Annotated in this window: 10 protein-coding genes; 6 read left to right on the top strand and 4 right to left on the bottom strand. The window is 64.6% G+C overall.

The features are described from left to right. Positions 1-123 precede the first annotated feature (123 nt). Positions 124-2,022, top strand: coding sequence for an ABCB family ABC transporter ATP-binding protein/permease (locus tag ACLFKU_RS03185; protein ID WP_410848148.1), 1,899 nt, complete (start codon positions 124-126; stop codon positions 2,020-2,022). 3 nt (positions 2,023-2,025) lie between these two features. Here ACLFKU_RS03185 and murU read toward each other — a convergent pair whose 3' ends face one another. Continuing rightward, entirely contained in the window at positions 2,026-2,739 is a 714-nt protein-coding gene (gene murU, locus ACLFKU_RS03180) for an N-acetylmuramate alpha-1-phosphate uridylyltransferase MurU (protein WP_410848147.1), read from the bottom strand. A gap of 3 nt (positions 2,740-2,742) precedes the next feature. Next, positions 2,743-3,810, bottom strand: coding sequence for an aminoglycoside phosphotransferase family protein (locus tag ACLFKU_RS03175; protein WP_410848146.1), 1,068 nt, complete (start codon positions 3,808-3,810; stop codon positions 2,743-2,745). 223 nt (positions 3,811-4,033) lie between these two features. On the opposite strand from ACLFKU_RS03175, the gene ACLFKU_RS03170 reads away from it, so the two are divergent. The 4 genes from ACLFKU_RS03170 (at position 4,034) to rsmA (ending at position 9,813) form a co-directional block, all read left to right on the top strand. Further along, on the top strand, positions 4,034-6,406 hold the full coding sequence (locus tag ACLFKU_RS03170) for an LPS-assembly protein LptD (RefSeq protein ID WP_410848145.1): 2,373 nt from the start codon (positions 4,034-4,036) through the stop codon (positions 6,404-6,406). A 65-nt stretch (positions 6,407-6,471) separates the two neighbouring features. Next, complete coding sequence (locus tag ACLFKU_RS03165) at positions 6,472-7,836, top strand: peptidylprolyl isomerase (protein ID WP_410848144.1); 1,365 nt, start codon at positions 6,472-6,474, stop codon at positions 7,834-7,836. 14 nt (positions 7,837-7,850) lie between these two features. Next, positions 7,851-8,861, top strand: coding sequence for a 4-hydroxythreonine-4-phosphate dehydrogenase PdxA (gene pdxA / locus ACLFKU_RS03160; RefSeq protein ID WP_410848143.1), 1,011 nt, complete (start codon positions 7,851-7,853; stop codon positions 8,859-8,861). Between the two features lie 109 nt (positions 8,862-8,970). Beyond that, positions 8,971-9,813: a 16S rRNA (adenine(1518)-N(6)/adenine(1519)-N(6))-dimethyltransferase RsmA gene (gene rsmA, locus ACLFKU_RS03155; protein ID WP_410848142.1), complete on the top strand. Its 843-nt coding sequence runs from the start codon at positions 8,971-8,973 to the stop codon at positions 9,811-9,813. Positions 9,814-9,854: 41 nt separating this feature from the next. Here rsmA and ACLFKU_RS03150 read toward each other — a convergent pair whose 3' ends face one another. Then, complete coding sequence (locus ACLFKU_RS03150) at positions 9,855-10,802, bottom strand: DMT family transporter (protein ID WP_410848141.1); 948 nt, start codon at positions 10,800-10,802, stop codon at positions 9,855-9,857. A gap of 188 nt (positions 10,803-10,990) precedes the next feature. Continuing rightward, positions 10,991-11,386, bottom strand: coding sequence for a lactoylglutathione lyase (gene gloA / locus ACLFKU_RS03145; protein WP_410848140.1), 396 nt, complete (start codon positions 11,384-11,386; stop codon positions 10,991-10,993). A 338-nt stretch (positions 11,387-11,724) separates the two neighbouring features. Here gloA and ACLFKU_RS03140 point away from each other — a divergent pair, with 338 nt between their 5' ends. After that, positions 11,725-12,552, top strand: coding sequence for a transporter substrate-binding domain-containing protein (locus ACLFKU_RS03140; protein WP_410848139.1), 828 nt, complete (start codon positions 11,725-11,727; stop codon positions 12,550-12,552). Positions 12,553-12,574: the final 22 nt, after the last annotated feature.

Genomic DNA, 12,574 nt, shown 5'->3' with positions numbered 1-12,574 from the left:
AAGCGCCGCCAGCTGGCTTCTGCGACAATACGGGGGATCACGAATTGTACGGGAAAGCGCCCAGCCAGGCGCGCGAGCCGCGCCGCTGCGAACTCCGGCAGTTCCACACTCTCTCCACGATTTATGCGCCGCGCCCCTTCGTCAGAACCTTCGCCGATTTCCACCGGACCCCGCAACGACTGGCAAACGATCCTGTCGCTGCTGCCATATCTTGCAACCTACAAATGGCGAGTCGGCATCGCGCTCGGCTGCCTGATCGGCGCGAAGGTCGCGAACCTCGGCGTGCCGATCGTGATGAAGCACATCGTCGACAGTCTCGCGTCGATCCGGCATCTGACCGCGCTCGGCCGCGCGCAGGACGCGCCCGGCATCGTGCTGCTCGGCGGTGTCGGTTTGCTGGTGGTCGCGTATGCGGTGGTGCGGCTGTCCACGTCGTTCTTCACCGAGCTGCGCGAAATGCTGTTTTCGAAAGTGACGGAAAGCGCGGTGCGCCAGCTCGCGCTGAAAGTGTTTCGTCATCTGCACGGGCTGTCGCTGCGTTTCCATCTGGAGCGGCAGACGGGCGGCATGTCGCGCGATATCGAACGCGGCACGCGCGGCATCACGCAGCTGATTTCCTATTCGCTGTACAGCATCCTGCCGACGCTCGTCGAAGTCGGGCTCGTGCTCGGCTTTTTCGTCGTCAAGTACGAGGCCTATTACGCGATCGTCACCTTCGTCGCGCTCGCGGCGTACATCGCGTTCACGGTGAAGGTCACCGAGTGGCGCACTCACTTTCGCCGCACGATGAACGAGCTCGATTCGAAGGCGAATTCGCGCGCGATCGACTCGCTGCTCAACTACGAGACCGTCAAGTACTTCGGCAACGAGGAGTGGGAGGCGAGCCGCTACGACGAAAACCTGAAGCGCTATCGCGCGGCGGCGATCAAGTCGCAGCGTTCGCTGTCGGCGCTGAACTTCGGGCAGCAGGCGATCATCGGCACGGGGCTCGTGTTCATCCTGTGGCGCGCGACCCAGGGCGTGATGGCCGGGCGCCTGACGCTCGGCGACCTGGTGCTGATCAACACGTTCATGCTGCAGCTGTATATCCCGCTGAATTTTCTCGGCGTGGTCTATCGTGAGCTGAAGCAAAGCCTGACCGACATGGACCGCATGTTCACGCTGCTCGGCGCGCCGCAGGAAGTGCCCGATGCGCCCAATGCGGTGGCCTTGCAGGTCAGCGGCGCGCAGGTGCGTTTCGACAACGTGAGCTTCGCGTACGAGTCTTCGCGACCGATTCTGCACGACGTGAGCTTTACCATCGCGGCCGGCACGACGACCGCGGTGGTCGGCCACAGCGGCTCGGGCAAGTCGACGCTCGCGCGGCTCCTGTTCCGCTTCTACGATCTCGACCGCGCGACGGGCGGCGCGATCCGGATCGACGGGCAGGATATTCGCGACGTCACGCAGGATTCGCTGCGCGCGTCGATCGGCATCGTGCCGCAGGACACGGTGCTGTTCAACGACTCGATCTACTACAACATCGCGTACGGGCGGCCGTCGGCGACGCGCGACGAAGTGATCGCGGCGGCGCGCGCCGCGCACATCCACGAGTTCATCGAGAGTCTGCCGAAGGGCTACGACACGCCGGTCGGCGAGCGCGGGCTCAAGCTGTCCGGCGGCGAAAAGCAGCGCGTCGCGATCGCGCGGACCATCCTGAAGAATCCGCCGATCCTGCTGTTCGACGAAGCGACGTCCGCACTGGATTCACGCTCGGAGCGCGCGATCCAGCACGAACTCGACCTGATCGCGCGCGAACGCACGACGCTGATCATCGCGCACCGGTTATCGACGGTCGTGCACGCGCAGCAGATCATCGTGATGGACAAGGGGCGCATCGTCGAGCGCGGCACGCACGCCGAGCTATTGCGCGCGAACGGCCTGTTCGCGCAGATGTGGGCGTTGCAGCAGCGCGCCGCGCAGACCACGGACGCGGTGGAAAGGGCGGAAGCGGTCGGCGCGGGCGAGAGCGCGGCGAAGTAAAGCTCAGCGCGAGCGCAACAGCCGATCGAGCGCTTCCAGCTGCGCCTGCGTGCCGACGTTCTCCCACACGCCTTCGTACAGCTCGCCGCTCGCGAGCCCACGCGCGATCGTCTCGCGATAATACGGGCTCAGCGCGCGCCGTGTGCCCCGCGGCAGATCGCGGAACATGCGCGTGTCGTACAGCCCGAAACTGCCGAACGTGAGGCGCGGCTGCGTGTCGAGCGACAGCACGCCGTCGACGAGGCCGAAGTCGCCGTTCGGGTGAAACGGCGGATTCGGCACCATTACCAGATGCATGCCGGGCTCGGGCAGCGCCTGCAGCGCGCCGGCGTGCGCGTGCAGTGCGGCGTAGTCGTAATCGGTGTAGACGTCGCCGGCCACCGCGACGAACACGTGATCCGCGCCGTCGTCGGTCAGTAGCGGGAGCGCGTGCGCGATGCCGCCCGCGGTCTCCAGCGCCTCGTGCTCGGGCGAGTAGCGCAATTCGACCTGCCAGCGCGAACCGTCGCCGAGCGCGGCTTCGAGCTGCGCGCCGAGCCACGCATGATTGATCACGATGCTACGGATGCCGGCCCGCGCGAGCCGTTCGATCTGCCACACGATCAGCGGCTTGCCGCCCACTTCGAGCAAGGGTTTCGGGCACGCGTCGGTCAGCGGACGCATGCGCTCGCCGCGGCCCGCGGCGAAAATCATCGCTTTATTCACGGACATCGTCATCGGTCAGAAGGTGTAGCCGATTTCCTGGGCGCGGCCTTCGAGGTCGTCGAGCAGTTTCGCGAACCCGCGCAGCGGCGCGTAACGCTCGGCCACCTTGCGCGCATAGCCGATGAAGCGCGGCAGGTCTTTCATGTAATGCGCCTTGCCGTCGCGGTAGTTGATGCGGCAGAACAGGCCGAGCACCTTGATGTGCCGCTGCAGCCCCATCCATTCGAGCTGGCGATAGAACTCGCCAAAATCGGCATCGACCGGCAGGCCGGCTTTTTTCGCGCGCTCCCAGTAGTACACGAAGCAGTCGAGCTCGAACTCCTCGTCCCAGCTGAGGAACGCATCGCGCAGCAGCGACACGACGTCGTACGTGATCGGCCCGTACACCGCGTCCTGGAAGTCGATCACGCCGGGGTTCGGCTCGGTGATCATCAGATTGCGCGGCATGAAATCGCGCAGCATGAAGCTTTGCGGCTGCGCGCGCGCGCTCGCGATCAGCAGCGCGAACGTGCGATCGAGCTGCGCGCGCGTTGCGGCAGCGACCTCGCGGCCAAGGTGCCGGCCGATGAACCACTCGGGCATCAGCTCCATTTCGCGATGCAGGAACGCTTCGTCGAACGGCGGCAGCACGTCTGCGCGCGAGCTGAGCTGCCAGCGGATCAGAGCGTCGAGCGCGTCGCGCATCAGCGTGCGGGCCGCGCGGGTATCACCCGCGGCCTGCGCGTCGATCAGCGCGCCGAGGTACGGCGCGGTGCCGAGATCGGTGACGAGCATGAAGCCCGCGTCGAAGTCGACCTCGAGCACGCGCGGCACGTGCACGCCGGCCGCGTCGAGCAATTGCGCGATCTGCGCGAATTCGCGGCATTTTTCGGGCGGCGGCGCGTCGACGGCGATCAGCGTGGCCACGCCGTTGCCTTGCGGCGCCTTACCGGCGAGCCGGAAATAGCGGCGGAAACTGGCGTCGGACGAGGCCGGAACGATCGTGTCGAGCTCCAACGCATGGCGCGCTGCGTGGCCTTGCAGCCAGGCCTTGAGCAGGGAGAGGCGGGTGTCGGTGAAGTCTTGGGTGGAAGGCAGCGTCATGAAAAGCGGCGGCAAATTCTTGGGGACAACGTCTTGCCATATAATACCCCACGACTTTTTTGACGCGACTCACACGCCAGCTTTCGCGTGCTCCGTTTTACCGCCCGCCTCATCACTCGGCAAATTGGGATCCAGACGTGCAGCCGACTCTCACGGTCGCGGTGTGCAGGCGGTGGATCGTGACGACGGAAGCTTGCACACGGGTCGACTCGCCAAACGATACATGCCGCCCAGACAGCTTTCCGATACCACTCCTTCCTGTGCAGTAGTGCCGCGCAAAAGGCGGCTCGTCGCGGCGCTTGTCGCCGTTCCGGGCCTGATGCCCGCGCTTGCGCACGCCCAGCTGGTGGGGGAAGCTGCGCAACCGCAAGCGGTCTACCCGCCGTGGGGCATGCAGCTCGCGCCACAGCTCGAGGATCATCCGTTGCAAACGGGCCAGCGGCCGGCCACCTTCGTGCTCGGCGACCATGCGAGCGGCACGGTCGACCAGGATCTGGCCGCCAAGGGCTCGGCCGAAGTGCGCCACAACACGTCCGTGATCAAGGCCGATGGCCTGCACTACGACCAGGACACGGACATGGCCGATGCGTACGGCAATGTCCACGTGATCAATACCGGCAATACCTTCATCGGGCCCGAAGCGCATCTGCGCGTCGATTCGACCGAAGGCTTCATGACCGCGCCGAAGTATCACTTCACGTTGACGGGCGGCTCGGGCAGCGCGCAGCGCGTCGACCTGCTCGACGCCGAGCGCTCGGTATTCACGAAGGCCACCTACACCGCGTGCGCTTGCACGGACAATCCGGCCTGGTACATCAAGGGCAGCGAGTTCGATTTCGACACCGGCGCCGACGAAGGCGTTGCCTACAACAGCGTGCTGTTCTTCCAGGGCGTGCCGGTGTTCGCGTCGCCGTGGCTGTCGTTCCCGCTGTCGGGCGAGCGGCGCAGCGGCCTGTTGCCGCCCACGTTCTCGCTCAGCTCGTCGAACGGCTTCGAGCTGTCGGTGCCGTATTACTTCAACATCGCGCCGAATCGAGATCTGACGGTCACGCCGCGTCTGATCTCGAAGCGCGGTGTGCAGTTGCAGAGCACGTTCCGCTATCTGTCGCCAACGTATTCCGGTTCGATCACCGGTGAATTTCTGCCTGACGATCGCCTGACGAAGACCAACCGCTACGCGCTGTACATCCAGCACAACCAGAATTTCGGTAACGGCTTCGGCGGCTACATCTACTACAACAAGGTCTCGGATAACACCTATCCGCAAGACCTGTCGTCGTCGGTCAACCAGTTCATGAACGGCCTCCAGCTCCTGTATCAGCAGGAAGCCGGGGTGACCTACAACAACGGGCCGTGGTCCGTGCTCGCGCGCGAGCAGCACTGGCAGACGCTGCAGGAGTCGGTCGCACCGTACGGCCGCGAGCCGCAGTTGAACGTGAAGTACGCGAAGTACAACGTCGGGGGCTTCGACTTCGGCGCCGAGGCCGACTACACGAACTTCCGCATCACCACCGCGGACCTGACCGAAGGCCAGCGGGTGCTGTTCAACCCGTACGTGTCGTATTCGGTGGTGGGGCCGGGCTACTTCGTCACGCCGAAGGTGCAGTGGCACTTCGCGTCGTACAACCTGAACAACATCGGCACCGATCTGAACGGGGTGCCGAACCCACAGAAGAATTTCACCGAGTCGATCCCGACCTTCACGTTCGACACGGGGCTGACCTTCGAGCGCTCGGTGCGCCTGTTCGGCCAGGATTTCATCCAGACGCTGGAGCCGAGGCTGTACTACGTCTACACGCCGTACCGCAACCAGAACAACGCGCCGCTGTTCGATACCGCCGAGTCCGACTTCGGCCTCGCGGAAATCTTCACGCCGAACACGTTCGTCGGTAACGACCGGATCGCCGACGCGAACCGCCTGACCGCTGGTCTCACCACGCGCTTCATCAACCCGGCCACCGGCGACGAACGCGCGCGCTTCGTGATCGCGCAGCAGTACTATTTCCGCGATCAGCGTGTCACGTTGCAGCCTTCGCAGACGAGCGCGCAGGCCACGCACTCGGACCTGATCGCGGGTGCGGCGATCAAGCTGGGTGCCGGTTTCGCTTCGGAAACGGCGTTCCAATATAATGCGGACAATAACCAGCTCACGAAGACGAGCGTCGGCTTCGGGTTCAGTCCGGAGACCGGCAAGGTCCTCAACGTGGCGTACCGCTACACCCGCGCCAACACCACGCTCGACAACCAGCCGATCAATCAGGTGCTGATTTCGGGTCAATGGCCGCTGTCGCACCGGATGTACGGTGTCGGCCGGTTCAACTATGACCTCGGTGGCCACCGTATCGTCGACGGCCTGGTCGGCCTGCAATACGACGCGGATTGCTGGACGCTCGGCGCCGGCATCCAGCGCTACGCGAACGGCCTGAACTCGTCGGGACAGAATCAGTCGAGCACGCGGTTTCTGGCGCAGTTGACGTTCAAGGGCTTGTCGAGCGTCGACAACGGGCTGATGACCGCGTTCCGCAGCAGTGTGGCCGGCTACACGCCGTTGCCGCCACCGCCACCGCCGGAGTCGCGGTTCACCAACTACGAATGACGGTCGCCCGGTCATTCACGGCTTGCGAAAAGACGGGCGAAGCGCCCGACATCATTGGAGTATCTGTGGCAATCATGAAACAGCTTCGCTTGGCAATACTCGCGGCGGGTCTCGTCGCCGCGGCGTCCTTCGTTCCAGTCGCGTCGGTACAGGCGCAGGCATTGGGCGGCAATAGCGGCCAGACGGTCGACACCATCGCCGCGGTGGTCAACAACGGTGTCATCACGCAGCGCGAGCTCGACGAGCGGGTCGGTCTGATCGCGCACCGGCTGAACCAGCAGAACGCTCCGGTGCCGCCGACGGACCAGTTGCGCCAGCAGGTGCTCACGCAGATGGTGCTCGAGCGCATCCAGCTGCAAAAGGCCAAGGAAGACGGCATCAACATCGACGACGCAGCGGTGCAGCGCACGCTCGAGCGTCTCGCGCAGGCGAACAACATGCCGCTCGCAATGTACCGCGCGCGCATCGAGGCGCAAGGCGTGCCCTGGGCCACGTTCTCGAACGACGCGCGCACGGAGCTGACGCTGTCGCGTCTGCGCGAGAAGGAAGTGGACAGCAAGATCACGGTGACGGACGCCGAGGTCGCGAACTACATCGCCAGCCAGCGCGGCCCGGGCGCCGGCCAGACAAGCGACCTGCATATGCAGCACATTTTCGTGAGTGCGCCGCTGAACGCGCCGGAAACCGACATCGAGGCGGCGCAGAAGAAAGCCCAGGGGCTGCTCGCCGAAGCGAAGGGCGGCGCGGATTTTGCCAAGCTCGCGAAGGCCAATTCGCAGGCGCCGGACGCGTCGAAGAACAGCGGCGATCTCGGCTTCCTCGCACCGTCGAAGCTGCCGCCCGAGTTCGTGAAGGCGGCCTCGACACTGCGTCCGGGTGAGATCAGTCCGGATCTGATCCGCACCAACGACGGCTTCGAAATCGTGCGTCTGGTCGAGCGCCGTGCCGGCCAGGGCAGCAGCGCGGATGCGCCGAAGCTCGTGCAGACGCATGTGCGCCACATTCTGCTGCGCGTCGGCGACGGCCAGTCCGAACCGCAGGCACGCCAGAAGCTGATCGACATCCGCAATCAGATCGCCGCGGGCGGCGACTTCGCGAAGTTCGCGCACACCTACTCGCAGGACGCCTCGTCGTCGCAAGGCGGCGACCTCGGCTGGATCAGCCCGGGCGAGACGGTGCCCGAGTTCGAGCGCGCGATGAACGCGCTGCAGGACGGCCAGATCAGCGAGCCGGTGCGCAGCGAATACGGCTACCACCTGATTCAGGTGCTCGGCCGCCGCGATGCGGAAGGCTCGATTGCGCAGCAGATGGATCTCGCGCGTCAGGCCATCGGTCAGCGCAAGGCGGAACAGGCGTACGCCGACTGGCTGCGCGAGTTGCGCGATACCGCGTACGTCGAAGTGAAGCCGACCACGGCGAACGTGCAGTAACCGGAGCCCATGCCATGACGAGCGCTGCTGAGCCCACCCACCGCCCGCTGCAGATCGCGATCACAACCGGCGAGCCCGCCGGCGTCGGTCCCGAGCTGACCGCGCAGGCGCTGGCGGGGGCGGCGGCGCACTGGCCTCACGCACAGTTCACCGTGCTCGGCGATGCGCAATTGCTCGTTGAGCGGGCGCGCGCGGTCGGCGTCGATTGGGCCGCGCTGCTCGCGCAGGGTCCGCGCGTGCGGCTCGAACCTCACCCGCTCGGCGCGCCTGCACAGGCAGGCAAGCTCGACGCCGCGAACGGCCGCTATGTGCTCGATCTGCTCGATGCGGCGATCGACGGCGCAGTGGCCGGCAGGTTCGACGCGATCGTCACCGCGCCGCTGCAAAAAAGCACGATCAACGACGCCGGCGTGCCGTTCACCGGCCACACCGAATATCTGGCCGAGCGCACCCATACGTCGCGCGTCGTGATGATGCTCGCGGGCACCGGCAAGCGGCCGCTGCGCGTCGCGCTCGCGACCACGCATCTGCCATTGAAGGACGTGTCGGCGGCCTTGACGATCGAAAGCCTCGTCGCGACGCTGCGCATCATCGATCACGACCTGCGTCATCACTTCGGTTTGCCCGCGCCGCGTATTCTCGTGACGGGGCTCAATCCGCACGCGGGCGAAAACGGCTACCTGGGCCGCGAGGAAATCGACGTGATCACGCCGGCGTTGCAGCAGGTGAACGGCGAGGGCATCGATGCGCGCGGTCCGTATCCGGCCGACACGCTGTTCCAGCCGCGTTATCTCGACGAAGCCGACTGCGTGCTCGCGATGTTCCACGACCAGGGCCTGCCGGTGCTGAAATTCGCGACGTTCGGCGAAGGGATCAACGTGACGCTCGGCCTGCCGATCATCCGCACCTCGGTCGACCACGGCACCGCGCTCGATCTGGCCGGCACCGGCCGCGCCGACGCGGGCAGCCTGATGGCCGCGATCGAGACGGCTGTTTCGATGGCGCAGCACCGTCGCGCGGGCTGACGCGCGGGCGACGTGAGCGCTTGCGGTGCGCTTGACGCGCCGCGTGGTGTCGTATTTCCATACGTGACGTCTTTCATTCTCAAGCAGTTTTCTTTCTAGCGTTTCTTCGATGTCCACCAGCAGACAGCAAGGCCGGCACCAGGGCCATCTCGCGCGCAAGCGTTTCGGTCAGAACTTTCTGGTCGACATGGGCGTGATCGATTCGATCGTCGACGTGATCCGGCCGCAGCGCGGCGAGCGCATGGTCGAGATCGGTCCGGGCCTCGGCGCGCTGACCGAGCCGCTGATCGAGCGGCTCGCGACGCCCGAGTCGCCGCTGCACGCCGTCGAACTCGACCGCGATCTGATCGGCCGTCTGAAGACGAAGTTCGGCGACCTGCTCGAACTGCACTCGGGCGACGCGCTCGAGTTCGACTTTGGCTCGCTCGCGGCACCGGGCGACAAGGCGTCGCTGCGCATCGTCGGCAATCTGCCGTACAACATTTCGAGCCCGCTGCTGTTTCATCTGGCGACCTTCGCGGACCGCGTGATCGATCAGCACTTCATGCTGCAGAACGAGGTGGTCGAGCGGATGGTCGCGGAACCGGGCACGAAGGCGTTCAGTCGCCTGTCGGTGATGCTGCAATACCGCTACGTGATCGACAAGCAGCTCGACGTGCCGCCCGAGTCATTCCAGCCGCCGCCGAAGGTCGATTCGGCGATCGTGCGGATGATCCCGTACGAGCGGCACGAAATGCCGGCAGTCGATGAAAACGTGCTCGGCGAGGTGGTGACGGCGGCGTTCTCGCAGCGTCGCAAGATGCTGCGCAACACGCTTGCCGCGCTGCGCGATACCGTCGATTTCGATGCACTCGGCTTCGATCTGCAACGCCGCGCGGAGGACGTGCCGGTTGCCGAATACGTGAGCGTGGCGCAGGCGGTGGCGGCGCGCTCGGCCGCGGCGCCGGAATAGCCTCAACGTTTGACGACGGCGGCGCGCCGCCGTCGAGCCGCTTATCGTTTTGCCGGCGCGTTGACGAGCGCGATACCGGTCAGCACCAGCAGCGCGGCGATCAGAAAGCGCGCGCTGAACGACTCGCCGAGCAGCAGCACGCCGAAGGTCACGCCGAACATCGGCGTCAGGAACGAAAACACCGACAGCCGCGATGCGATGTAACGCGTCAACAGCCAGAACCACAACAGATAGCTGACGAATGCGACGATCACAGCCTGATACGCGAGGCTCGCGAACGCGAGCGGCGTCACGCTTTCCACGCGCACTTCGCCGAGCGTGAGCGCCAGCGCGAGCAGCACCACCGCCGACACCGTCAACTGATAGAACAGCGTCTTGCTCGCGCTCGTCTGCGCCAGCCGCGAGCCGCGCACGACCACCGTGGTCGCGGCCCATGCGATGCCGGCGAGCACGCCGAGCGCATCGCCGGCCGCGCCCGCAAGCGTCGAGCCGTGGGCTACGCTTGCTGCCGCGCCGGCGTCCGGGTGCAGGAAGCCATCGGCGAACGCGAGTGCTATCCCCGCGAACGCGACAACGATGCCGAGCCATTGGATGCGCCGCATGCGTTCGCCATCGACGAACCAGTGCAGGCCGAGTGCCGTGAAACACGGCGCCGTATACAGAAAGACCGCCATGCGCGACGCGCTCGTCAGCGTCAGGCCGAAAAAGATGCAGACGAACTCGGCCGCGAACAGTACCCCGGCGAGCAGGCCCGCACCGAGCGTGCCGTCGTCGCGAAAGAGCGGCGTGCCGCGCGAGCGTGCCCATGCCCACACGAGCAGCGCCGCGATCGTCGAGCGCAGCCCCGCCTGAAAGACCGGCGGCACCGCGGCATTGGTGGTCTTGATCGCGACCTGTTGAAGTCCCCAGATTGCGCATAGGCCGATCATCAACAGGATCGCGAAGCTATCCGGCGCGCGGCGCGCGGGTAGGGCGGTGGTCGTGCTCATGTCGTGAATAGTCGGCTTTTTTTTGATAGTGCCGGCGCGAGACAGGATTGCCGGGCGAATACGCCCGGCAGCACATCCGCGGGTACAACGTGAAGCCGGTCTTTATGGTCGTTCTGGCGCCTCGCCCGAATCTGGATAGCGGGCGCATGCGTTTCCGAAAGTGTCCAGCGTGAACGGTTGAACTCGAGTCAGTCGACTCGTCCCTTCTTCTGGATCAGTTCGATCTTGTACCCGTCCGGATCGGCGACGAAGGCGATGACCGTCGTGCCGTGTTTCATGGGTCCCGCTTCGCGCGTCACGACGCCGCCACGTTTCTTCACCTGTTCGCACGCCGCATAGGCGTCGTCGACTTCGAGGGCGATGTGACCGTACCCGGTTCCGAGCTCGTACTTGCTCGTGTCCCAGTTGTAGGTCAGTTCGATTGCCGCGCCTTCGGATTCGTCCTCGTAACCGACGAATGCAAGAGTGAACTTCCCGTCCGGGTAGTCGTTCTTTCGAAGCAGGCGCATGCCGAGAACTTCGGTGTAAAAACGGATCGAGGCGTCCGGATCACCGACTCGAAGCATGGTATGCAGGATACGCATGAGTACTCCTTTGACAGTTTGTCGATAAATGCATTGACCTGCGTGAATTGTAAATGATTGCCTGATAGGTCGAGACGGCGCGGGCCAGCCCGGACAGGATGCGCCTCATGGAATCCGCTCGGACTTATTTCAACAAAAAGGTGTGGGCAATAAGGGTTTGTGTCCGGTTGCGGGTTCGATATTAGTGTCCAACACTCAGTATCAATCCGGTTCGTCAGATATCAGTCTGATATATCGGACAAACGATGCGTGACCCGGCGAATTTTCAGGCATGCCGAAAGGCGCTGAAGCCGATATGTCCGCCCCGGAACTCTCTTCTCCGCTTAGGACCCCCGCCCATGAAGCGAGGCGCCAAAACCGCCCTTCTGTTCGCTGTTGCTGGATTGCTCGCAATCACTGGCTGCACCAAGGTCGCCACGCCGGAGCAGAGCGCGGCGGCATCTCCGTCGACGCTTCAGGGCGTGTTGCAGCGAGGCACGCTGCGCGTCGGGGACTGCCTGACGTTCGCGCCGTTCGGGTTCTATAACAAGGACGGCCAGCCGGACGGCTATGACGTGGACCTCGCGAAGGAACTCGCGAAGCAGATGGGCGTGAAGCTCGAGGTCGTGAATACGACGAGCGCGAACCGGATTCCGAATCTGCAGACCAGCAAAGTGGACGTCGTGTTCTGCAACTTCACGCGTAATCTGGAGCGCGCGAAAGTGATCGAATTCACGACGCCCTACGTGGTTGCCAGCGAAGCACTGCTGGTCAAGAAAAGCAGCGGCATTCAGTCGATCAAGGACATGGGCGGTCGCACGATCGCGACGGTCAAGGGGTCGACCAATGGCGATGAAGTTCGCTCGCTGAATATCCCCGTCAAGATCCAGGAATACGACAGCTCGCAGGCCGCGATACTTGCCGTCAAGCAGGGGCAGGCCGACGCGATGATCGAGGACAACAACTTCCTCGCGTATCAGGCCAAGCTCGATCCTGAGCTTGCCGTCACGAACGAAGCGCTGGTCCCGCTCGAATACAACGCGTTCGGCGTCAAGGCTGGCGATCAGGAATGGCTCAACTATCTGAATCTGTTCCTCTTCAACGTCAATGCGTCGAAGCTCAACGCGCAGCTCTACAACAAGTGGTTCGGCACCGATCCGCGCTATCCGCTCAATCCGCAGTTTTGAAGCGCGGCAGTGAAACCCGCAC

Origin of the sequence: Paraburkholderia sp. EG304 (assembly GCF_046543485.1) — a bacterium.
Lineage (GTDB): Bacteria > Pseudomonadota > Gammaproteobacteria > Burkholderiales > Burkholderiaceae > Paraburkholderia > Paraburkholderia youngii.
The sequence above is the reverse complement of the archived record's forward strand: the minus strand, read 5'-3'. Positions and strand labels throughout refer to the sequence as shown.